Origin of the sequence: Fructobacillus americanaquae, assembly GCF_024029775.1 — a bacterium.
In the GTDB taxonomy this organism is placed as follows: Bacteria; Bacillota; Bacilli; order Lactobacillales; family Lactobacillaceae; genus Fructobacillus; species Fructobacillus americanaquae.
Genome location: NZ_CP097122.1, coordinates 1337437 through 1362111, shown reverse-complemented (window position 1 = coordinate 1362111; position 24675 = coordinate 1337437). Strand labels below are relative to the sequence as shown.

General features: G+C 45.0%; 17 protein-coding genes and 1 tRNA gene. 5 read left to right on the top strand and 13 right to left on the bottom strand.

Features of this window, described 5'->3' with window-relative positions; all coding sequences use genetic code 11:
* Positions 1–2: 2 nt before the first annotated feature.
* The 8 genes from M3M36_RS06575 to glmS all read right to left on the bottom strand — a co-directional run bounded on the left by M3M36_RS06575 (position 3) and on the right by glmS (position 13146).
* Positions 3–218 (bottom strand): cold-shock protein, encoded by a 216-nt coding sequence (locus tag M3M36_RS06575; RefSeq protein ID WP_252773775.1) that lies wholly within the window; start codon positions 216–218, stop codon positions 3–5.
* Between the two features lie 119 nt (positions 219–337).
* Positions 338–1789, bottom strand: coding sequence for an NCS2 family permease (locus M3M36_RS06570; RefSeq protein ID WP_252773774.1), 1452 nt, complete (start codon positions 1787–1789; stop codon positions 338–340).
* Positions 1790–2001: 212 nt separating this feature from the next.
* Positions 2002–6315: a PolC-type DNA polymerase III gene (locus tag M3M36_RS06565; RefSeq protein WP_252773773.1), complete on the bottom strand. Its 4314-nt coding sequence runs from the start codon at positions 6313–6315 to the stop codon at positions 2002–2004.
* A 55-nt stretch (positions 6316–6370) separates the two neighbouring features.
* Positions 6371–8107, bottom strand: a complete 1737-nt coding sequence (locus M3M36_RS06560; protein ID WP_252773772.1) for a proline--tRNA ligase — start codon at positions 8105–8107, stop codon at positions 6371–6373.
* Positions 8108–8185: 78 nt separating this feature from the next.
* The gene (rseP, locus tag M3M36_RS06555) at positions 8186–9439 is read right to left on the bottom strand and encodes an RIP metalloprotease RseP (RefSeq protein WP_252773771.1); all 1254 of its coding nucleotides are present in this window, start codon (positions 9437–9439) and stop codon (positions 8186–8188) included.
* A gap of 81 nt (positions 9440–9520) precedes the next feature.
* Positions 9521–10318 (bottom strand): phosphatidate cytidylyltransferase, encoded by a 798-nt coding sequence (locus tag M3M36_RS06550; protein WP_252773770.1) that lies wholly within the window; start codon positions 10316–10318, stop codon positions 9521–9523.
* A 91-nt stretch (positions 10319–10409) separates the two neighbouring features.
* Positions 10410–11195 carry an isoprenyl transferase gene (locus M3M36_RS06545; RefSeq protein WP_252773769.1) on the bottom strand — a complete coding sequence of 262 codons (786 nt, stop codon included), beginning with the start codon at positions 11193–11195 and terminating at the stop codon, positions 10410–10412.
* A gap of 145 nt (positions 11196–11340) precedes the next feature.
* Entirely contained in the window at positions 11341–13146 is a 1806-nt protein-coding gene (glmS, locus tag M3M36_RS06540) for a glutamine--fructose-6-phosphate transaminase (isomerizing) (protein ID WP_252773768.1), read from the bottom strand.
* Between the two features lie 237 nt (positions 13147–13383).
* Here glmS and ade point away from each other — a divergent pair, with 237 nt between their 5' ends.
* Positions 13384–15042 (top strand): adenine deaminase, encoded by a 1659-nt coding sequence (gene ade / locus M3M36_RS06535; RefSeq protein ID WP_252773767.1) that lies wholly within the window; start codon positions 13384–13386, stop codon positions 15040–15042.
* A gap of 10 nt (positions 15043–15052) precedes the next feature.
* Positions 15053–15553: a hypothetical protein gene (locus tag M3M36_RS06530; protein WP_252773766.1), complete on the top strand. Its 501-nt coding sequence runs from the start codon at positions 15053–15055 to the stop codon at positions 15551–15553.
* A 172-nt stretch (positions 15554–15725) separates the two neighbouring features.
* On the opposite strand, the gene M3M36_RS06525 is transcribed toward M3M36_RS06530, so the two are convergent.
* Positions 15726–18095, bottom strand: a complete 2370-nt coding sequence (locus tag M3M36_RS06525; protein ID WP_252773765.1) for an FtsK/SpoIIIE family DNA translocase — start codon at positions 18093–18095, stop codon at positions 15726–15728.
* 355 nt (positions 18096–18450) lie between these two features.
* Here M3M36_RS06525 and M3M36_RS06520 point away from each other — a divergent pair, with 355 nt between their 5' ends.
* Both M3M36_RS06520 and M3M36_RS06515 read left to right on the top strand, forming a co-directional pair.
* Positions 18451–19251: a manganese catalase gene (locus tag M3M36_RS06520; protein WP_252773764.1), complete on the top strand. Its 801-nt coding sequence runs from the start codon at positions 18451–18453 to the stop codon at positions 19249–19251.
* Between the two features lie 101 nt (positions 19252–19352).
* Positions 19353–19553, top strand: coding sequence for a site-specific integrase (locus tag M3M36_RS06515; RefSeq protein ID WP_252773763.1), 201 nt, complete (start codon positions 19353–19355; stop codon positions 19551–19553).
* Positions 19554–19846: 293 nt separating this feature from the next.
* On the opposite strand, the gene M3M36_RS06510 is transcribed toward M3M36_RS06515, so the two are convergent.
* The 3 genes from M3M36_RS06510 to M3M36_RS06500 form a co-directional block, all read right to left on the bottom strand.
* Positions 19847–19918: transfer RNA gene (locus M3M36_RS06510), tRNA-Glu, on the bottom strand.
* A gap of 83 nt (positions 19919–20001) precedes the next feature.
* Positions 20002–20514 (bottom strand): tRNA (cytidine(34)-2'-O)-methyltransferase, encoded by a 513-nt coding sequence (locus tag M3M36_RS06505; RefSeq protein ID WP_059393471.1) that lies wholly within the window; start codon positions 20512–20514, stop codon positions 20002–20004.
* A complete protein-coding gene (locus tag M3M36_RS06500; RefSeq protein ID WP_252773762.1) occupies positions 20511–21671 on the bottom strand; it encodes an AI-2E family transporter in 1161 nt (386 codons plus the stop codon). Before M3M36_RS06500 ends, M3M36_RS06505 begins: the two co-directional genes overlap by 4 nt.
* Positions 21672–21900: 229 nt before the next feature.
* On the opposite strand from M3M36_RS06500, the gene M3M36_RS06495 reads away from it, so the two are divergent.
* Complete coding sequence (locus tag M3M36_RS06495) at positions 21901–22932, top strand: lactonase family protein (RefSeq protein WP_252773761.1); 1032 nt, start codon at positions 21901–21903, stop codon at positions 22930–22932.
* Positions 22933–23049: 117 nt separating this feature from the next.
* On the opposite strand, the gene M3M36_RS06490 is transcribed toward M3M36_RS06495, so the two are convergent.
* Positions 23050–24537, bottom strand: a complete 1488-nt coding sequence (locus tag M3M36_RS06490; protein WP_252773760.1) for an ABC transporter substrate-binding protein/permease — start codon at positions 24535–24537, stop codon at positions 23050–23052.
* Positions 24538–24675: the final 138 nt, after the last annotated feature.

Sequence of the window (24675 nt, the reverse complement as noted above, 5' to 3'; positions counted from 1 at the left end):
GCTTAGTCCTTTCTGTCGATAACCTGGACTTGGGCAGCCTGAAAGGCGTCCTTGCCTTGAACCAGGACGTAGGCAACTCGTTGCCCCTGGTGAAGGGATTTAAAACCATCACCAGCAATGCCGTTAAAATGGACGTAAACGTCCGGTCCCTTTTGATCGGGTGTGATATAGCCATAGCCACGTTCGGCTTGCCAAATTTTTACTGTTCCATATTTCATAGCTCTATTATAGCAAAAAACGGTCTGAATCGCTTAGTAAAAGTCTTCTTTCTGTCAAATCAGTACTGAAATTGACCAAAAAAAAGACGACAAAAGTCGTCTTTCAATCCTGTTTTGCTTTAAATAATCGCAATCAAGATAAAGTTAATCAAGAAGAAGGCGGTAATCACCAGCAAAATTGGTGGCAACGTCTTGAATTGCTTTTGGGCAATCTTGACAACAATATAAAAGATAAATCCTGCGGCAATTCCATAAGAAATTGAATAAGAGAAGGCCATAAAAATTGACGTAAAGAAGGCTGGCAAGGCGACCGCCAAATCTGCCCAATCAATCTTTTTAAACTCAGCCATCATCATGATTCCAACCACAATCAACAGTGGTGCGATAGCGGCCGTTGGCACAATCGATACCAATGGTGCCAAGAAAAGCATCAATATGAAGCCAATCGAGGTAATGACATTGGCCAAACCAGTTCGGCCACCCGCCGCGACCCCAGTCGCTGATTCAATGAAGGTTGTCGTATTCGAAGTTCCAACAGCTCCCGCTAAGGTCGTCGTAAAGGTATCGACAACCAAGGCCTTGTCCATCTTCGAATTAAAGGAGTTATCAGCAACAAAGGCTTCTTGGTCTTCCTTAGAGAAAATACCGGTCTGGTTACCAATGCCAATCAAAGTTCCAATCGCATCAAACAAACCAGTTAAGCCCATTGCGAAAATCGTTACGACCGCCAAAATGGTCTTTTGCCAAGTACCAAAGAGTGACTGCATACCGTGTGGACCAAAAGCAGCACCAAAGGTAGATGAAAATTCAGCAAAGGCGTGTGACAAAGAAGTTGCTGATGACAGTTGCACATCTGTCACCCCCATTGGAATACCAATCAAAGTCGTTGCGATTAGCGTAATCAAAAATGCGCCTGGGACCTTTTTAATCAACATAAAGGTTAGCAACAGCAAGCCAATCAAGGCCAAAAGTGCTGGTGCTTGCGTAAATTTCGTTAATTCTGGTGTTACCCCACCAGAAGCCAACAAGGAGGTCAATGGACCATGAACTGATCCACCATGATAGGCTTGATCATTAACGGTAATCAAGTTGTTACCATCAATAACAAAGTTGATGAATCCAGCATTCTTCAAGCCAATATAGGCCACAAAGACACCTAACCCACCACCAATTGCGGCTTTTAACTCAGTTGGAATCGCCTTCACGATTGCTTGGCGACCATGGGTCAACGTAATCATGACATCCAAAATTCCAACCAAGAAAACAATGGCCAAAGCCTGTTGCCACTTAAAGCCAAAGCCAAAGACGATGGTATAAGTAAAATAGGCCTGCATCCCAATTCCAGGGGCTAGAGCAAAAGGAACGTTGGCATACAAGCCCATCGCCAAAGTTCCAAAAACGGCCACAATAATGGCTGACACGAAGACAGCCAAAGCTGGCATCCCCGTTTGACCCAAAATTTGTGGGTTCAAGAAGAAAATGTAAGCCATGGACACGAAAGTCGTAATCCCGGCCACCACCTCACGGCGTACCGTGGTGTTGTTTTCTTTGAGTTTAAAAAATGATTGCATGCTATCCGGCTGGCAAAGCGCCGGCTCCTTTTCTTATTTTTTTGATAACTGCTGATATCCGCCACAGCAGTGGTGCACTTTTGTCTTAACTATCTCACGGCCCTGCTGAAAAAGCAAACATTAACTATCTCGCGAACCGACTTAAAAATCAAGCATTAACTGCCTAACAGTTCCATCGAAAACATCCGACGTGAACTATCCGCTGGCCAGAGCTAAAAGTCAAACAAAGACAACTGATTTTCATCCGGCAAATCCGAGATGACCGAGTGCAACGTTAAGAACTCAATAATGGTCTGCGAAACCTTTCCCCGCTTTTTCAAGTCTTCCTTACTAATAAACTTCTTTTCGACACGAGCCGCCACAATCTGCTTGGCCACGTTATCGCCCAAACCAGGAATTGTTGAGAATGGTGGGATCAACTCATTCCCATCGATGACCCAATCCGTCGCTTCCGACCGATAAAGGTCGACCATCTTAAATGAAATCCCCCGTTCTAATGCTTCATTAGCCATTTCCAAGACGGTCTGCAAATCTTGGTCACCCTTGGTAGCATCGTTGCCAAGATCACGAATCTTGGCGATAGATGATTTAACTGCTTCCTTACCACGAGCCATGGCAACTACGTCAAAGGCAGAGGCGCGGACTGAGAAATAAGTTGCGTAATAGACCGCTGGGAAGTAGACCTTAAAGTAAGCAATCCGCAGTGCCATCAAAACGTAAGCCGCCGCGTGGGCTCGGGGGAACATATACTTAATCTTCAAACAAGATTCGATATACCACTCTGGCACCTCATGCTGACGCATCAGAGCCTGGTACTCATCAGTAATCCCTTTTCCCTTTCGAACCTTTTCCATGATGTTAAAGGCATCTTCTGAAGGCAGACCATAGCCAATTAAATCGGTCATGATTTTGTCACGGGTTCCAATCACCGTAGCGATTGTCGCCGTGCCGTTTTCAACCAAGTCGTGGGCGTTTCCAAGCCACACATCCGTTCCGTGGGACAGACCAGAAATCTGTAGTAATTCCGAATAAGTGTGTGGCTGCGTGTCTTCTAGCATCCCGCGCACAAAGTTCGTTCCAAATTCGGGCAACCCAAGGGTTCCGGTCTTCGAATTAATTTGTTCAGGAGTTACCCCCAGGGCTTCAGTTGAGGTAAAGAGGCTCAAAACACCCGGATCATTGGCTGGAATTGACTGTGGATCAATCCCAGACAAATCCTTGAGCGTACGAACCATCGTTGGATCATCATGTCCCAAAATATCCATCTTCAAAAGGTTATCGTGAATGGAATGATAATCCATGTGAGTCGTCTGCCACAGGGCCGTTTGGTCATCAGCTGGGTATTGCACCGGCGTAAAATCATAAATCTCATAATCAGCCGGGACAATCAGGATGCCACCAGGATGCTGCCCCGTTGTCCGCTTGACCCCAGTAATACCAGAAGCCAAACGTTCCACTTCAGCGCCACGGTAGTGCTGATCATGGTCACGCTCATAGGCTTTCACATAACCAAAGGCCGTTTTTTCGGCTACGGTCGCAATCGTGCCGGCACGATAAACTTTCTTTTCACCAAACATCACCTTCATATAGTTATGGGCAATTGGCTGGTAATCACCCGAGAAATTCAAATCGATATCAGGCACCTTATTTCCGGTGAAGCCCATGAAGGTTTCAAAGGGAATGTTTTGCCCGTCACCAATCAGCATTTCACCGGGATGGTTTGGGTCTTCCTTGTCAGGCAAGTCATAGCCCGAACCATACTGCTTTTCATCGGCTAACTCAAAGTAATCACCATGAGCCGACCGATAGTGTGGTGGTAAAGGATTAACCTCGGTAATTCCAGACATGGTCGCCACGAAGGATGAGCCAACCGATCCACGAGAACCAACCAGGTAGCCGTCCTTATTGGACTTGGCCACCAGGCGTTGGGCAATCATGTAGTGAGGCGCAAAGCCGTTCCCAATAATTGACTTCAATTCGCGGTCAATTCGTTCCTGGATCAACTCGGGCAGGGGATCGCCATAAGCCTTCTTGGCAGCGGCAAAGGTTTTTTCGCGCAATTCGTCACCGGCTTCTGGAATCTTTGGCGGGAATGATCCTTCCTTTAATGGCGAAATATCCTCAATCTGATTTGCGATTTCATGCGTATTCGTGATGACAACTTGTTTAGCCTCATCATCACCCAAGAAAGCAAATTGATCGAGCAAGTCCTGGGTCGTACGGAAGTGCAAGTCCGGTAAGTTCGTCCGGTTCAACGGATTTCCCGGCTGTGACCCAATCAAGATACTTCGATAAATTTTATCTTCAGGGTTCGTATACTTGACGTCACCCGTTACCGCAACGGGCTTACCTAATTCTTGGCCAAGCTGAATCATTTCCTTGATTAACTTTTCCAGCTTACTTTTATTAGCAATTAGTTGACTATCCAACATTGGCTGATAGTTTGCCAATGGCTGAATTTCCAGGTAATCATAAAAAGTAGCCTTCTTTTTAGCCGCTTGATAGCCTTTTTCAATTAGGGTGACAATAACATCGCCATTTGTATCACCCGTTCCGATTAACAGTCCCTCGCGATACTTCACCAAAACGGACCGCGGAATCCGTGGCACCTTGTTAAAGTATTGAACGTTTGATTCCGAAACCAAGCGATACAGATTTTTCAGGCCCGTCTCGTTTTGCACCAACAAAGACAGGTGAAATGGTCGACCATGGCGCCAAGCCCCACCATCAAGCATATGATCATTTAATTGATTAAGATTTGATAAGTTAAAACGTTCCTTGGCCTCTTTTAGTAACTTCCAAGCCAAGTGACCAGTCGTTTCGGAATCATAAATGGCTCGGTGAGCCTGTTCCAACTCAATACTAAACTTCTTGGCTAAAGTGCCCAAGCGGTAAGACTTATAGTCAGGATACAACCAGCGCGTTAGGGTCAACGTATCAATCACAGGATTTGAAATTGCTACTTCACCATACCGGTCATAAGTAGCATTCAAGAAATCCACGTCGAAGGTCACGTTATGGCCAATCAAAACCGTTCCAGCGGACCATTCCCTAAAGGCATTAATCACATCTTTTTCCGGTTTGGCATTAGCCACCATGGCATCGGTAATCGACGTTAAATTTGTCGTAAATTCGGATAGTGGGAAGCCGGGATTGATATATTCTGAAAACTTATCAACCACGTTGCCTAATTCCATCTTGACAGCCGATAATTCAATAATGCGATCCGAAACGGCTGACAGCCCCGTCGTTTCCAAATCGAAAGCGACGTAGGTTTGATCCTTAGCCAAGAGGTCTAAGTCTCGGGAATTATATGCAATCGGATCACCATCTTCAACGACATTGGCCTCCATGCCATAAATCATTTTCAAATGATGCTTTTTTGCCCCAGCAATCGCTGTTGGATAACCTTGAACGTTGCCGTTATCCATGACTGCTAACGTCGTCTGGCCCCAATTTTCAGCCAAGCCAGCCAAACCATTAAAATCAGTGACCGCATCCATCCCAGACATATTGGTATGGGCATGCAGTTCGATGCGCTTTTGCTCACCTTCATAGGGTTCGGCCCGCTTTTCATGGTCAACGACTTGCAGGTCATAGATATTTAAGGCTAACTCACGAGCATAGGTGTCTTCTTGAACATTTCCACGAACTTTGACCCACTGTCCCGCCTTTAATTGATCAAAGATGGCCTCATCCTGTTCATTGTTTGAAAACTTCTTTGCTGTAATAGAAGAGGAATAGTCCGTAATCTTTAAAGTCATCAACTGGCGACCAGACCGCAGTTCCCGAACTTCATCAGCAAAGACAAAGCCCTCGACAACGACCCGCGATTCTTCACCGTCGATTTCCTCTAAGCGAGTAACCGGGAAATCCGAGTTGATTGCCCGGCCAAGGCGTAGGGCAACCCCGGAAGCAGACTTCTTTGGCTTAGCCGCATTGGCCTTTTCGATGGCCTGGTTAATACTTTCTTGAACAGCCTGATGGTGGGACTGATAATCTTGTGAAAGCTTTTCCTGCACCTTTTCATCGACTTGGACAGTAAAGGCCAGATCAGGCAAGCCAAAGCTTTGATACACTTCCTCTAATTCAGCCAGAACAGCCTTTGTCATGGTAGCTGCTAAGTTTGGCATCGCCGTGGCAATCAACACCTCCTGGTCATTTACCAGGCTAATTTGAGAAGAAGCCGCTAACTGTTGCCCAACGGCAAAAGGCAGACTAGTTTTAGTTAAGGCGAGGTGAAAATAGTTGCGAATCACTTCGTCGCTAACTGTTGTATCAGCTGCTTCAACAGCCAAGTCAACTGAGGAAACATGCTGAAAGTTTCCTTGCAGACCCTGGGAAAGACTCAGATAAGCCTGGAAGGGTAAGACCTGATTTAACGCTAAAACAAAGCGCCAGGACTTTTCAACCGGATTGACCTCAACCGCTTTTAAGTATCCACCTTGAAAATACGCCCGGTTTTCTTCCCCTTGCTTTGTTTGGGTCAGTAATTGTTCTAATTGTTCTGTTGGGCTCAGTGGCATACCAAAACCTTTCTATGACAGCAAAAAGCCGATCTACATCGGCTTTTTGTCAAACTTACTGTGCATCTTTTTGTTCATCTAGTAAGACGGCAATCGATTCATTTACTTCTGAAATTCGCATTTCAAATTCAGATTGAGTAGCACGGACAGTGACTTCTACAACCCCTTCACCGGCTTTCTTGCCAATCGTAATGCGAATTGGCAAACCAATCAAATCAGCATCGGCAAATTTTACACCTGGACGTTCTTTACGGTCATCAACCAAAACTTCTAGTCCTTGGGCAGTCAGTGATTCTTCCAATTCTGCTGTCACCTTCGCCTGGTCATCATCCTTTAAGTTGATTGGTACAAGGTGAACAGCGAATGGCGCAACACTTGCTGGCCAAACCAGTCCCCTGTCATCGCTCTTTTGTTCCGCAATCGCTGCCAACAAACGAGAAATGCCAATTCCATAAGAACCCATAATCATGTCAGTATTACGACCATTTTCATCAAGCACTTGCGCTCCCAAGGCCTTTGAATACTTTGTGCCTAATTTGAAGATGTGACCAATCTCAATTCCCTTGGTAAATTGTAGCTTTCCCTTACCATCAACGGAAAGATCACCTTCCTTGGCCGTCCGGAAATCAGCAACCTGATCATCGTTCAATTCAACATCCCGACCCCAGTTCACGTTCAAGAGGTGCTGACCATCTTCATTGGCCCCAGCGGCAAAGTTCACCAAATCGGCAGCTCTTTCGTCAACCAACAATTGAACCTTTTCTGGCAAACCAACGGGTCCTAATGAGCCAAATGATGCCCCGACAGTTTCTTTGACTAATCCTTCATCAGCCAGTTCCACTTCTGGATAACCCAAATGATTTTGAACCTTGACCATATTTACTTCATAGTCACCGGTCGTCACAACTGCAACCAAGTCTTGATCAGGCGTGACCACCATAATAGTCTTCACTAGCTGAGCCGGATCTTCGTCCAAAAGAGTTGCTAATTCTGTAATCGTCTTTGCATTTGGTGTATCAATCTTTTGTAACTCTGCTAATTCTTGATCCTCTTGTGCATTGCTTTTTCGAACGTAAGCATCCTTAGCCATTTCCAAGTTTGCCGCATATTCACTTTGGTCAGAGTAGACAATCGTGTCCTCTCCAGCAGCTGCAGGTGCCGAAAACTCCTTTGAATCCGAACCGCCCATGGCACCGGCATCACCAACAATTACCCGGTAATCAATTCCAATGCGATCAAAAATCTTGACATAAGCTGTTTCCATCTTAGTAAAGGCAGCATCCAAGCCAGCTTGATTAGCTGAAAATGAATAGGCATCCTTCATAATAAACTCACGCGTCCGCAAAAGACCAAAACGTGGACGACCTTCATCACGGAACTTGGCTTGAATTTGATAAACCATTAATGGCAACTTTTTGTAAGACTTCACATCGTTAGCAAAAAGTTCCGTAAAAGTCTCTTCATGCGTTGGGCCCAAGATAAAATCACGGTCCTGACGGTTCTTGAATTTATATAAATCTTGACCGTAAGTTGCATAGCGACCTGATCGTTCCCACAATTCAGCAGGTAAAACTTCAGGTACCAACATTTCGTTGGCATCAATTGCTTCCATTTCTTCCCGGATGATGGCTTCAATTTTGTTCAATACACGCTTTGCCAATGGTAAGTAAGCAAACATCCCAGCTGTAACAGGTCGAATGTAACCGGCCTTCAAGAGCAGTTGATGTGATTTTACTTCAGCGTCAGCAGGAACTTCCCGCAAGGTTGGCATAAAAAGCTGTGATTGTTTCATAAAGTCCTTCTTTCGACTAATTTTAATTTAATAGGCAATGGTCTATCATGAACAAGCGACCGACGTTATTTGAAATAATTATTGACCCAAGTCTTTAATGGTCACTAAGATCATCAAGACAACCAGTAAGGCTGTTCCAGCACCAGTCAGTATTGTTGCCAACCAGGCAGGCGCAGGTCGCCTAAAGATTCCCTCGATAAGGTCTAAAAAGATTTTACCACCATCTAGAGGCGGAATTGGTAAAAGATTAATTAAGCCTAGGTTGACCGATAAAATGCCCAATAATGCCAGCACCGTTACAAATCCTTGATGTGATGCCTGAGCAGTGGTCTTGGCTAACATCACGGGGCCACCTAGCTTATTAATGGAAAAGCCACCCACAAAGAGATCCTTGATTCCATTACCTACCTGGGTAAACCATGTACCAGTATTAAGGAAAGAAAACTTAATTCTTGCTAGTGGATCGCGATAACTTTTGACCCCAACCCCGATTCGAATTTGTTTTTGTCCTGCAATCTCAATCAATTCCGGTGTGACCGTTTTATTCAGTGTCTTACCAGAACGACTGATTTTCAATTGCAATGGCTGATCAGCTTTTTTGGTAACCTCATTGGCAAAATCAGTAAAGTTCTGGACACTTTGACCATTGACAGCTAGAATCTGATCCCCAGACTGGATGCCTGCCTGAGCAGCCGGTTCACTCTTGACCACCTGGCCAATAATTGGTTCATTAAAATGAACGGATGGCAAGGCAAAACTTAAGATTCCGGCCGCTAAAATCGCCAAAATAAAGTTCATTGCCGGTCCCGCAAAGTTAATTAACAACCGCTTCCAGACAGGCGCTGATTCAACCCACATGGTAGCGGGAGCGATGCGCGTGGTAATCCCCTCTTGGTCGGTCTTAATCGCTGTTTTGGCAACCTTCAACGTCAACAAGTTTTCCTCATCTTGACGGTAACCGGTCATGACCATCTCATGGACTAAGTCAGCTGAATCGACTTGAAAAAAGAAACCCGGGCCATCCTGGTCAACCCGCTCATCCATACTTTCGACCTCGCCGGCCTGATTTAAAACCAATCGAAAACGTTGTCCTGCTTCCAGCTCATCCTTTTCCATTTCGCTCGCCATGCGCACATAGCCACCAACGGGCAAGAGACGAATCGTATAAGCCGTTTGATTCTTATACCATGATAAAATTTTTGGGCCCATGCCAATGGCAAACTCACGAACCAAGACACCTGCTTTTTTGGCGACAATAAAGTGTCCAAATTCATGGAAACCGACCAACAGGCCAAAAACAATCAAAAAAGCGATTATCGCAGTGATGTTCATTTATTTCATCCTTAAAAATAGCTACAAAGTTCTTGTTCTGGTTATTGCTGAAAAAAGCAGCCAGACAACCGGCTTTCGCTGCTACTGAAGCATTCCCAAAACAGCCATCAGTGGCATCACAACCAACATGGAGTCAAAGCGGTCTAAGATTCCACCATGACCTGGCAAAATTCGGCCAGAATCCTTAACACCAAAGTGGCGTTTCAAAGCAGATTCAATCAAATCGCCAATTTGACCAGCAATCGACAGCAAAATAGCCATAATCACCAAATCCCAGACGGCATATGGCAAAGCATTAGTCAAAGCATACAAGGTAACCACAACTGCCACAGCAATGGCTGTTCCACCAACAGAACCTTCCCAAGTCTTATTAGGTGAAAGATTAGGTGACAGCTTGTGCTTACCAAAGGACCGACCGACAAAATAAGCAAAAGAATCCGTTAACCAAACTAAAAGCATACCAAAGAATAAGACGGGCAAGCCACGGAAATCAGCCAAGTAGAAGTAGTGGAACCCTGTTCCAATATAGACCATGGCTAAAAAGAGCGTACCGGAATCTTGGAAATTAAAGCTCTTCTTGGCAAAAACCGTTCGAGCAAGAAACAAAAAGGCCAGGCCGTAAATCACAGATTGGCTGTTCACCGTTGCCGGCCAAAAACCGCTTTGCCAAAAATTTTTTGGCAAGATAATGGCGACAACTCCGATATAAGAAATCAGCGCTTCAAAAGAAACCAATAGCGTGTGGGTCATCTTTAAGACTTCACTCATCGCCACAATTCCTAGGGCAATGGTCAGCACTAGCAATGGTAAATCACCAACAATAATTAAAGGAACAAAAACAATCAAAGCCAAAACGGCCGTAATAATCCGCGTTTTCATCGGAATTTCTCACTTTCACAATTTAAATCTTTTTTTCGTTTCTACCGACCCACTTTTTCATCCGGGTGGCTGTTAGATGTTGTTACTGGTTTTATGAGTTCACCTTGCCAAAGCGTCGGTCACGCTTGGTAAAACTTTCCAAGGCCAACTCAAACTGTTCTTGGTCAAAATCAGGCCAAAGAACCGGTGTGAAGTAAAACTCTGAATAGGCCGCCTGATAAGGCAAGAAGTTTGAGAGCCGTTCTTCACCAGAAGTCCGAATAATCAAATCAGGATCAGCCAAGTCACCTAAGAAGCCAGTCGTTAATGCAGCAGCAAAGGTCGCCGGATTAATGTCTTCAACCGCCATGTCGCCGCCTTGAACCTTTTGAGCGAGTATTGCCGCCGCATCAACGATCTCCTTTTGGCCACCATAGTTTAAGGCAAAGTTCAAAACCATCCCAGTATTTTGACTGGTTTTCTCCTTAGCATCGTAAACTGCCTGCTTAGTTGCTTCTGGCAAGGCATCAATCGCGCCAATGGTTTCTACTCGAACATTTTGTTCAATTAACTCTGGTACAAAGGTATCAAAGAATGTGACCGGTAACTTCATTAAAAAAGAAACTTCATCCTTGGGTCGTGACCAATTTTCAGTTGAAAAAGCATAGAGGGTCAAAACTGAAACACCGGCAGAGGAGGCTAATTTAGTGACCGTCTTGACCGTTTCCATCCCTTGCTTATGACCCGCAACCCGGGGCATATGCCGTTGTTTGGCCCAACGACCATTGCCATCCATAATAATGGCTAAGTGCTTTGGAATTTTTAGTTCATTTAAGACCAAGTGGTGGCCAACTAAATGTTTTTTTTTATGTGAAAATACCTTTGCCAACAGGCTCATCTTTTTGTCTCCGTCCGACTTTCGTTATTTAATTCATTCTTCACTATTTTACCAGAAAAAAGCAGGCAAACAAAAAAATGCCGGCTGAAATTCGCCGACATTTTGGTTACTAGTGTTGTTTTTTGATGATTGGGCAGCCACACGCTTATTGAACCGTGACTGATTTTGCCAGGTTACGAGGACGATCAACATCCAAATTTCGATCCAATGTTGCATAATAAGCAATCAACTGGGCTGGGATAACGGCCAAGATTGGCATCAACAGTTCTGCCACCTCAGGCAAAACAAAGGCATCGCCATCCTTGGTCAAGCTCTTTGAGGTAATCACCACCGTATTGGCACCACGAGCGGCCACCTGAGCCACTTCACCACGGAGCAATCCGGCCGTCTTCTTCTGCGTCAACAGCGCAAAGACCGGTGTGCCGTCTTCAATCAAAGAAATCGTACCGTGCTTCAATTCCCCGGCCGCAAACCCTTCTGTTTGCACGTAAGAAATTTCCTTTAACTTCAAAGCTGCTTCCAAAGAAACTGCAGCATCCAAGCCACGCCCAATATAAAAGGCTGACTTTTGGTCCTTCAGGGCCGTTTCGGCAATCTTCTTAAAAGTTTCCTTTTCATCCGTAATAGCTGAGATTTCAACAGCAACCTTAGCCAATTCTGCCTTCAAATCAAAGCCAGGGTTCCCTAAGGCTGAAGCCAAGATGGCCTGCACCAAAACTTGAGCCGTATAGGCCTTTGTTGAAGCTACGGCGATTTCTGGGCCGGCCAAAACTGGCAAGGCAAAATCAGCTTCGCGGGTCAACGTTGAGTTCATCACGTTAGCCAACGTCAAGCCTGGGAAGCCCTGCTTCTTAACATTATACAATACTTCACGGGAATCAGCTGTTTCACCTGACTGAGACAAGAAGATAAAGAAGGGCTTAGCTGACAACATTGGTTGGTCGTAAGCAAATTCAGAAGCAATGTGCACTTCTGTTGGAATCTTCGCCCACTGTTCGAAGTAGCGCTTACCAACCAAACCGGCGTGGTAAGAAGTTCCAGCTGCTACGATATACAAACGGTCCGCTTCCTTCATCTTGTCGGTGATGGCGCAACCGATTCCCTGCAACTGTCCCTCTTCATCGAAGTAATGAGCAGCTATGTTACGAGCAACGACTGCTTGTTCATCAATTTCCTTCAACATGTAGTAGGGATAAGCACCCTTATCAGTATCTTCTGGGTCAATTTCTAATGTAAAATGTTGGCGATCAACTGGTTCTGCTTGAGCATCATAAACGGCGACTGAGTCTGGCTTAATGATGGCGATATCACCATCGTGCAATTCAATAAATTCTTTTGTCACATCAACCATCGCTGCGGCATCAGACGTCACCACATTACCATGGTCAGAAACACCAACCAAAAGTGGCGACTTTTTCTTTGCGGCAAACAGGGTGCCAGGTTCCTTCGTATCAATTAACAAGAAACCATAAGCTGAGTTATCGCCCAACAAAGAAATCATCTTTCGGAAGGCTTCTACGTTTGACAAACCGTCTTCGGTAGCAAACTTGTCAACCAATTGAACGGCAACTTCCGTATCCGTTTCAGAAACAAAGTGAACACCAGACAAGTATTCGGCCTTCAACTCTTGGTAATTTTCAATCACGCCGTTGTGAACCAAGTAAAAACGGTCATCGGATGACTTTTGTGGGTGGGCGTTTTCAATGGTCACGTTACCATGAGTTGCCCAACGAGTATGCGCAATACCAGAAGTCCCAATAAAGCCGTTGGCCTTAGCCTTTTCAGCTAATTTGGCAACTCGTCCCTTCTCACGAATATAGGCATCATTGCCTGCATTATCCATCAGATAAACACCGGCAGAATCGTAACCACGGTATTCCAACTTTTGCAAACCATGCAAAAGGCATGGCAAAGCTTGTTCAACACCGGTTACTCCAACAATTCCACACATACAAAATTTCTCGCTTTCAAAAAAAATTGGTTTGGTAATACTTTTTAAGTTAACAACTGCTATTTTATCAGTATTCGTCACTTAGTCAATCCCAAAATCAACAATTGGTATAGACTAAATGATTGGTAGTAGTCAATTTTCTTCACAAAACTGATTTTCCCAATGCTTAAATCAGCGCCAAAGCTCTGTTGACATGTGCTAAACTAGATAAAATTCACAATAAAAAAGGAGTGCACAATGGTACAGCAAGTCGATCACCACCTCACCGGTGGCCAAGTCTTAAACGTCTTTAATCAGGAATTTGAGGAAAAGGATCTCTGGATTAAGGGCGAAAAAATTGTCTTTGTCGGTGATAACAAAGACTTAGAGGCCAAAGCCACCATTGATTGCAGTGACCGCTTTCTCGTACCCGGTTTTATCGATGCTCACCTCCATATTGAATCTTCCTTGTTAACCCCGTCTGAATTTGGTCGGCTTTCTCTGGAAAACGGCGTTACTCGCATTTTTGCTGACCCACATGAAATTGCTTCCGTGGCCGGCATTTCAGGCATCCAATATATGCTCGACTCTGCCAAAAAGACACCTCTGCATATCCACTATATGTTGCCCTCTTCCGTGCCAGCGACTCCATTTGAGCACGCTGGCGCAACACTGGATGCAGATGCTCTCCGTCCCTTCTACCAACACCCAGAAATTGCCGGCTTAGCCGAAGTGATGGATTTTCCAGCAGTTGCTAACGGTCAGACCGACATGTTGAAAAAAATTGCAGATGCAAAAGAGGCCCACCGACACGTCGACGGTCACGGGGCAGGGTTAGGTCCTGTGGAACTAGCCGTCTACCGGTCCTATGGTATCGACACTGACCACGAAGCCACCAGCAAAAAAGAAGCATTAGACCGCGTCAACGCCGGAATGGCCGTCTTCTTGCGTGAAGGAACTGTTGAACGTGACGAGCGCGCCCTCCTCCCTGCCATAACCAAAGCCAACGAGGGTCACTTCGCTTTTGCCACCGATGATAAATCAGCTGCAGACATCCAAAAAGAAGGAACAATCAACTTTAATATCGCCTTAGCTATCAAGAATGGTCTCGCGCCTGAATTGGCCTACACCCTTGCATCTTATAACGGCGCCAATGCCCACCACCTGCAAAATGTTGGGGCATTGGCACCAGGCTTTGAGGCTGATTTGGTCATATTAACCGATCCAAAACAAGTTACTATCGACCAGGTCATGGTTGGTGGCCAATTCTTTAAAAATAGGCAAGAAGATGTCTTGTTGCTTCCCGGTCAACAAATCAATTTGACCTTTGAACAGGCTGATTTAGCTCTCCCACTAGATGCCAACAAGCCCGCCCATGTCATTGAAATTGAACCCCACCACATTACGACACAACACCAGGTCGAAAGCGTACCGATTAATGGAAATGGGCACTTCGCGCCAAACGAAACCTTCGCCAAAGTAGCCGTGATTGAACGCTACCACGACCTCGGCCACGGTTTGGGGATCATCAAGGGGCTTTCTCTAAAAAAAGGGGCCATCGCTTCCACCATTGCCCACGATTCCCACAACTTGATTGTTGCTGGTGTTAATGATGACGACATGGTTTTGGCAGTTGAAACCCTCAAGAAAATCGGCGGTGGCCAAGTAGTTGTTAAAAATGGCCAGGTGACGACCCTTCCATTACCGATTGGCGGCTTGATGTCTGATCTGCCTTACGAAGAATTAATCCAAAAACAGCAAACCCTAAACGAGGCCTTTGCGGAAATTTCACCGCTAACTTTCGATCCGTTTTTAACCCTTTCGTTCATGGCCTTGCCCGTAATTCCTTCGTTGAAAATTACCGACCAAGGGCTCTTTGACTTTACGCAATTTGCCTTTATTCCAATTCAGGATTAAACTATCTTTCATGCAAGCTATTAATATTACCCCAACCGAATTACTCAACGTTCTTGCCGGCCAAGAAGTCACAGCCGATGAAACAATGACCGGCCAATTTCTCCTGGTTGCCAAGGAAAATCAGGCCCGCCATTTGCCTTCAGCCATGGCGGGGGCTATCGCCGATATTGCTCTTGGCCAAGTCCAGTTACAAATGTTGGTTCACCCAATGAAAATTGCGGTCGACCTCCCCGATTGGACACCCTACCAAATTGAAGAGAGCTTCTTAACCAAGGAACCCCATAACTGGTTTGGTCCCGAAGCAATTGTGATTGAAAAGCGTTTCGACGACTTCACAAAAAAATACGATGGTCCTCGCGATAACCGTGGTGGAATTCCACGAACGGCAATCCCAAACAACATTGCTGAACCGCTCCTCATTGAAGATGCTTACTGGGCCGCCTACAAGACCTTTGTCAACGACCCCGACGGTTCATTTGCCAAACAAATCGTGCCCTTTTTCCAGGAATAATTGGAAGAATTGATCAAAAAACGCCGCTCTTGAGAGTGGCGTTTTTGATGCAACTCCCCCTCATCTTGCCGAACATGCGTCCCGTCAAATTATTTCCAAAATAAGTATCAAAAAAAGCGAAACCACCATCAACTTTGGCAGTTCCGCTTTTTTCTTAGCTTCACTTATCCATCTATTCATCGGTTTTCTTGCTAACGTTGACATGGCGTGGCCGAGCCCCGTCAGCCGGACCAATATAGCCGGCATTTTCAAGGTCGTCAACCAAGCGAGCCGCCCGGTTATAACCAATCCGGAAACGACGTTGGAGCAATGAAGTCGAGGCCTTCTGTTGGTCAATCACGAATTCAAGCGCCTCCTCAAACAATTCATCATCCGAGTTACCGCCACCACCATTTTCATCCTGGGCTACTTCCTCATCAGTGACCGTCATCTTTTCATCATAAACGGCATCTTGTTCACCCTTGACGAAATCAACAATGGCGGTCACATCCTGATTAGAAATAAAGGCGCCCTGCAATCGTTTATGAGCCTTGCCAGGTGGGGCGAAAATCATATCCCCGCGACCAAGTAACTTTTCGGCCCCGTTTGTATCCAAAATCGTCCGCGAATCGATTCCCGATGCCGTTCGAAAAGCAATTCGACCAGGAATATTCGACTTAATCGTTCCGTTAATCACTTTCACGTCGGGCCGCTGGGTCGCGAGAATCATGTGAATACCGGCCGCTCGCGCCTTGGCTCCCAGGCGCGCAATCGAAACTTCAATTTCAGAGCCGACCGTTGCCATCAAATCAGCAAATTCATCGACAACTGCCACAATATAAGGCAGCTTCGTCATGATTGCATTACCGGTTTCCTTGGCATGAGTATTGTTATCGTCTACGGCTGCATTATACTCGCCGATATTTCGCTTACCAAATTGAGCCAGTAGGTCGTAGCGGTTTTCCATCTCATCGACTAACTTTTGTAGCGACTTCGCCGCTTTACGTGGATCAGAAACAACAGGCGTCAGCAAATGTGGAATACCATTGTAAATTGAAAGCTCAACCACCTTGGGGTCAACCATCATCAACTTTACTTCGGACGGCTTGGCCTTTAAAAGCAAAGAAACAATAATACCATTCAACCCAACTGATTTTCCAGAACCAGTGGATCCAGCAATCAGTAAGTGCGGCATTGCTGATAAGTCCACTGACACAATGTTGCCAGCCACGTCACGGCCCAAAGGAACCGTTAGCAACCCTTGGTCGAAGGTTTTAGACTGTTCAATCATCGAGCGGAAACCAACGACCGCCTGTGTATCGTTGGGCACTTCGATCCCGACATAGGGCTTTCCAGGAATGGGTGCTTCAATTCGAATTGATTTTGCCGCCAAGGCTAAGGCGAGGTCATCCGCCAAATTAGCAATCCGGTTAACTTTGACCCCCTGCCCCGGCTTGAGCTCATACTGAGTAACCGTTGGTCCCAAGGAAACCGAGGATACAGTTGCGTCCACACCAAAGGATTGCAATGTGTCATGGACCAGACGAGATTTTGCATTCAAGCCTTGGGCTTCATTGGTTTGGTCGGTTGGCTGAGTCTTCGTTAAGAGAGAGGTTTGTGGCAACTGGTAATCATCGTCGTCCACAGTAGTGGCATTGAGGTGGACGTCTTCATGCTCTTGTGGATTAGTAGCTTGCGCTGGTACAGCCGGGCTTGGCGTTGTCGGTGCCTGCCAGTTAATGGTTGGTTCAACCGGGTCGACACCCATATTCAGGCTTTCTTCTACTGGCAAATCAGCACCATCAATATCTTTGGGAGGATCCGGGGAAAATGGATCTGCCGACGGTTCATCTGCCTTTGGTTCCATTTTACTCAAGCCAAATGGGTGGTCACCAAATTCCGTCAAATTCTGTTGCTTCTTCTCAGCCAGCAATTGGCGCTGATCACGCTTTTGACTCTGCTGCTTTTGAAACTCCGCAAAGTTTTCATGGGCCTTAACGACACCTTTTTGTGCCAGGTCACGAGCAGGTAAACGGAAAGTGACAATCACACCTGCAAGGTACAAAACAACGATAATAATCGCCGCACCAACGTTTGATAAGAGAGTGAAGGTTATTTGGTATAAAAGGGCTCCTAGCATACCAGCTCCAACCGGTGTTCCAGCAGATTGGTTAGTCATATCCTGACCGATCAATCGAATTACTTGAGAAGCATAACCACCGCCTGGCAATTCGTTCTGTGTGAAGAAAAGCATCGATGACAACAAGACTGTTGCCAGATAGATCATCGCCACTCCGACATATATGCGACCGGGAAAGGGATAACTTTTATCCATCACCAAATAAACCGCAGCCCAAGCAATCAGCGGCAACAAAGTAATTTGGTATAGATTTCCAAAGAAAAAACGCACCATATCGGCCAAATAAATGCCAAAAAGTCCTAATTGAAAAATTGCAAAAATTGATAATAAGATAATCATCAGTAGGGCAACAATTTGGCCAGCAGTACCTGCCCGACTTACTTTCTTTTTCTTTTGACTACGACGTTTCGTCTGCTTAGCCATGAGGGTTCTCCTTTGCCTCAGACCGTTTAAATGGTCTAAAAATGTCTAGTTTACTCCTTCTATCTTAGCACAGTCGACTCTGTCACTCCTAGTGTTTTCAGTACCAAAAACACGGACTTTATCCGTGGCCGTCTAGACCATTTTTCTAATTTCTCCTTTACCAATGATTGTCGTCCATGATAAACTAATTCCAACGCAAAATGTTGAAATTGGAAAGGTTTATATATTCCATCTAATTTTGATATTAATTACTAGAGAATATGCGTTTTATAGTCATCATTTTATAAATAAATATAAATTGGTACTGTTTATTTTTAACAAATATTCTCACGGATAGCACAGAAAGTAGGAAATTATGTTCACGCACACTCGGAAATTGCAATACAACGCCAAGCCTGACCGTCCGGACCCATTAATGGCCCGTCGACTTCAAGAAGCCTTGGGTGGCCAATGGGGCGAAACAACCGGCATGATGTCATACCTTTCACAAGGCTGGTCATCAACTGGCGATGAAAAGTATAAAGACTTACTTTTAGACACTGGAACCGAAGAAATCGGCCACGTGGAAATGATTTCAACAATGATTGGCTATTTACTTGAAGATGCGCCAATTTCTGATGCCGACGTTGCCGGCGACCCACTCAAGGCAGCAACATTATCGGGTATGGACCCCGAACACGCACTCGTTCATGGCTTGAACGCCGGCCTGACGAATCCAAACGGTGCAGCCTGGAATGCCGGCTACGTGACTTCATCTGGTAACTTAGTGGCCGATATGCGTTTCAACGTCGTTCGCGAATCACAGGCCCGCCTGCAAGTTTCTCGTCTGTACAATATGACGGAAGACAAGGGAATCCGTGATATGTTGAAGTTCTTGTTAGCTCGTGAAACACAACACCAACTTCAGTTCATGAAGGCTCAAGAAGAACTAGAAGAAAAGTACGGCGTAATCGTTCCTGGCGATATGGGCGATATCGAGCATTCAGAATTCGCCCACACCATCATGAGCTTCTCCGACGGTACTGGATCAAAGGCCTTTGAAGGCCAGGTAGCCAAGGATGGACACAAGTTCGCCTACCAAGAACATCCTGAAGCCATGGGTGGTGTGCCAGAGGTAAAGCCTGCCGATAAGCGCTTGAAGAACAACCAAGGCTAATTTTCATTACAAACTAAATTTTTCGCCAATTATTAGTGTCCTTTCTTATATATGCAAGAAGCTGCTCCCCTCTTTGAATTACGAAGAGGAGGGCAGCTTTTTTGGGGCAGGTTAAAAAATCAAACACCATCAATAACCATTTCTTTGTCTTACAGAAAGATGGTTATCCGCTATCGATTGCAACGGCTACTAAACATTTAGATAAGTTGATCAATGAATTGAACGTTAATGATATTATTTTCCACGGGTTGCGCCACACGCATGCTAGTATGCTCTTAATGAATCACAATATTATCCAGTAAATTTCGAAACGACTTGGTCACAAAGATATTAAAACAACGCTTAAAATTTATGCCCACATGATTGACGAATTGAAAGATAGCGAAGTCAATCAATCGATGGAATTTCTTGAAAGTTTTTTACTGCGAATCCTCTGCAAATTTGGCAAAAAGTACCCTTATCTGCAAATTTTTGCGAATTTTGTTTAGAAAACCATAGATTTTTATATACTTCTATACACGCTACAAACGTTGATATAAAACCTTATTCAAACAAAAAAGCCATCTAGTGCAGTCTTGCACTAGATGACGTTTAGTAGCTCGTGAGAGAATCGAACTCTCGATTCCGCCGTGAAAGGGCAGCGTCTTAGCCACTTGACCAACGAGCCATGGTCAGTTGTTTGATATCTCTATCAAACAACTATATTATTATAGCAACCATATCTCTAAATCGCAACCCTTTTTTAGAAATTTATTTTAATTTATCTTGTTCGTAGGTATGAATCTTATCTAAGTTCGCAAAATCTTGCTGGCGCAAGGCCTCATAGACCACAATCGCAACTGTGTTCGACAAATTCAAAGAACGAATATGTTCGTCATTTTGTGGAATCCGAATTGCCTTTTCTGGATTTTGACGCATAAAGACTTCAGGCAACCCGGTTGTTTCCTTACCAAAAAGGAAGTAATGATCACCATCGTCTAATGTGTAGTCCGGATCCGTATAGTCCTGATTAGCAAATTTTGAAACCAGGTATAGGTGATCAGTTGGTTTCAAGGTAGCCAAAAAATCAGGTAAGGAGTCGTGCTTGACCAAATCAACATGGTCCCAATAGTCCAAACCAGCTCGCTTAACCGCTTTATCTGAAATATCAAAACCTAGGGGTTCGATTAAATGCAAGACAGCATTCGTACCAGCAGTTGTTCGAGCGATATTTCCCGTATTTGCCGGCATGACCGGCTCAAATAAAACAACGTGATTCGTCATTTCGTTTCTCCCAATTCTTTATCCAATTCTTCCTTAAATAATTTTGAGTTTGTCCGCCACCAGGTATAAAGATGGACAACCAAAACCTTTAAGACGGCGTAGCCAGGGACCGCCAGAATAAAGCCCAGCAGACCAAAAATTTGACCAGAAGCCAATAATACAACAATCACCGTCACCGGATGGATATCCAAGGCATCCCCCAAAATTTTCGGCGTAATGACATGGCCTTCTAGTGGCTGCTCAATCGCCAAGACAATCGCTGCCAAAACGGCCATCTTCACCCCACCGGTGACAAAAGCAACCGCAAACACAGGTATCTGGGCCAAGAAGGAGCCTAAGTAAGGGATCAGATTCAAGACACCAGCCAAGATGGCCAACAAGATTCCAGAAGGCAAGCCGATCAGTGTATAACCAACGGCAAACATAATCATTACGGACAACGCTACTCCCAATTGCCCCCGAATATACTTTGCAATCTGTTCTGATAATTCTGCCAAAAGATTTTTCGTTGATGATCGAACTTTGGGCGGTAACTTATCGATGATAAATTCTGGTAAATGAGCACCGCCCACTAGCAAATAATACAAAATGAAAGGTGTTGAAACCAAAACAACACCAACTTCGCTTAAGCGAGCAGCAAAGTAGCCAACACCAGAAATGCTAGCAGCCATGTGTGCTTGCACCCAAGCAATTGCTGTGCGGTTAATTTGGTCATTCGACGTGACTAGAATATTGCGTAACTGATCATACTGTTGCCCTTCAAAAGTCTCTTTAATCCAGTTTTGACCTTCACGCAAGTAAGTTGGCCAATGGATTAATAGTTCCGTTACTTGAACCGTGATTATCCGTGCCAAAAAGGCAATAGCCGCCACCATGATTAGCAAGAAAAGAACAATCACGACCAAGACGATGTGCTTGCGTTTCCAGCCTAACTTCGTTTCTAATTTCGTGACCAAGGGGTTCAATAGGTAGTAAAAGACTCCAGCAATCAAGATAGGTGCTCCAACCGCAGCAACCAAGGATTCAATCGGTCCAAAAATAAAGCGTACTTGGTAGGCTAACCAAATGATTAATAGGACTAAGACCACTGCGGTCAAAGTTTTAAGTCCCTTAACCGATGTCAACCCAATCGATTTTTTTCCATTTTCTTTTGGCATAGTTGCTCCTTTTCATGACATTTCTATTACTAAACATTTTACCATAGCATTGCCTCAAAAAGAGCCTTGGCCACGCTTTCCACCTGGTAATACTATGGTAACTTAGCCCCTCTCCTCAAAAAATCAGGAATCAACATGTCGTTACTTTTTTAGCTACTCTGTCGAGCCCATTGCAAAAATATGCTACAATAACCCTGGTTAGAATATTAAAAAAGGAGTGACACTGAACATGACTGTTCATCACGTACTATTTGGTACTTATACCCGCCAAAGTTCAAAGGGCATTTACGAAGCGGATTTTGACGAAGCAACCGGCCGATTGTCCGATGCGCGCTTGGTTTTTGCTGGCACGAATCCGACCTACTTGGCAATTTCCAAGGAAAACATTGTTTACGCCGTCGAAAAGCGTGGCGATGAAGCTGGTGTAGTTTCACTCGATAACGCGACTCGCCCCATGTCTGCAATTGGTTTGAATGTAACTGAGGGTTCTGCCCCCGCTTACATTGCCGTTGATGAAGACCGCCAATTAGTCTTTGCCGGCTACTACCACCGCGGTACAGTTGAAGTATATGCCATTCAACCCGATGGTTCCTTAGTCTTAAAAGACACTTGGCATAACAGCGGTTCTGGTCCTCGACCAGAACAAGACAGCTCTCATGTCCACTATGTCAACCTAACACCTGACAACCGTTTGGCTGTTGTTGATTTGGGGACCGATGAAGTCATTACCCTTGCTGTCGACCCTTCCGGCTTGTTGACCGATGTCGCTCGCTATAAGGCAGAAGACGGTTTTGGACCACGTCATTTGCGTTTCTCACCTGACGGACAGTATGCTTATGTATTAGGGGAATTGTCATCTTTGCTTTCTGTGTTGAAGTACGACGCAGAAAACGGCTCATTTGCCCATGTCATGACAATTTCAACCATCCCTTCTGACTGGGATGAACACAATGGTGCTGCTGCTATACGCTTGACGGAAGACGGCCGCTTCATCTACACGTCAAACCGTGGTCACGATTCTGTTTCTGTCTTCCAAACATCCAACATGGGAGCAGAAATTGAATTAATTCAAACAGTTTCAACTGAAGGCTCATTTCCCCGCGATATGAACTTTGACCCCGCCGAAAAATTCTTGGTTGTCGCTAACCAAAAAACAAATAACGTTTCCGTCTTCTCACGTGACCAAGAAACCGGTGAATTGACGCTAGTTCAAAAAGACTTTGCCATCCCTGAAGGTGTCCGAGTAAAGTTCGAAGGTTAAAACCAAACTGATTTTTTCAAAGAGTTGCTCTGGCAACTCTTTTTTTACGTCCTTTTTTATTAAAACCATCGAAAAAAGGCCCTTGCTATCGCAAGGACCTTCAATAAAAATGTTCAATTAACGATCCATGCGCCGTTCAGCATAGCCCAATACGCGCGAAATAGTAAAGGTCAACACGAAATAAACCAATGAGGCAATCACCAGTGGCATAAATGGTTCAAAAGAAGCTCCCTGAACAACGCCCGTTTCATACATTAATTCGCCAACACCAATAACAGAGATAACAGATCCTTCCTTGATGACCGAAACAAATTCATTACCCAAAGCTGGCAAAATTGTTCGGACAGCCTGTGGCAAGATTACTAAGCGCATCGCTTTTGCATGGGAAAGTCCCAAAGACCGGGCAGCTTCTGTTTGCCCCTGATCAACCGATTCAATTCCAGAACGGATGATTTCGGCCACATAAGCAGCAGAATTCAAACCCATTGCCAGTGAACCAGCTACAAAGGCTGATAGGTGTAATCCGATCGCCTGTGTTCCAAAGAAGACCATAAAGGCCTGGACCAGCAAAGGTGTTCCCCTTATATATTCAACGTAAATATTACCAATCGCCTTCAGGATAAAGACAGATGAAAGCTTCAGGAGGGCAAAGAAAGTCCCCAAAGTGGTCCCAATCAAGACACCAACCACAGCTAAGGCCAAAGTAATGCCAGTTCCTTCAACAAAGTAGTGGCCATACTTTTGCCAATAGGACTTGTCCTTGGAGGCAAACATCTGCTTTTGAGCTTGCTTCTTCCAGCCATCAAACTGACCATCGGTCGTCACTTTATCAATCACCTGGTTAACCTTAGCAACCAGGGCTGGTGAATTCTTAGGAACGGCAATCGACGTCTGTCCCGTGGAATCCGTTGAAAACTTTGGTTCAACCATGGCAAATTTGGGGTTCTGATCCGCATAGGCTTGGGCAATCGTCTTTTCAGCCACGACTCCCGCCACAACCCCTTGCGACAACTGAGAAATCAGGTTGGGATATTTTTGCAGTGAAACAACTGTTGCCCCAGGAATTGTCTTAGCAGCATCTTCCTGGATAGTTTGCGTTTGTGCCCCAATCTTTTGACCGGAGAAGGCTGACAATTCACCACTTTCATACTTGGCTTTGTTTGTTTTCAGCACAATCATCGTCTGCGGTGACTTCAGGTAAACATGGGAAAAGTCAACTTGTGTCTCTCGCTCTGGCGTTGCTGAGAAACCAGAAGCAATCATATCAATCTTTCCGGTCTTCAAAGCACCCAAGAGAGCATCAAAGCCCATGTCTTCAATTTGAATTTTTACGCCTAATTTCTTAGCAATCTCCTTTGCTAAGGAAACATCAAAACCAACGATTTGGTCCTTACCATCGATTTGGCTATGAAATTCATAAGGTGCATAGTCGGCTGACAAGCCAACGACCAACGTTCCCTTCTTTTGAATTCGCTCCAAAGTTGGATCCGTTTCAGCTGCATTCACCTTAGTCGTGAAGGCTGTTGCGGATGCTAGTAAAAGAGGCAAGACTAAGATGGCCAAGGTTAACCAAGTCAGCATTTTTTTGCTAAGTGTTTTGAACATATTCAATCCTTTTGTCAGTCACAAACCAACAGTTTTATTTGTTTGTTATCTGACCATTCATTGCAATGGCAGACATCAAAAAAGAGCTCGCAAAATGGTCAAGCTCTTTTCGCACTTACCTATTCTACCAATAAAAAG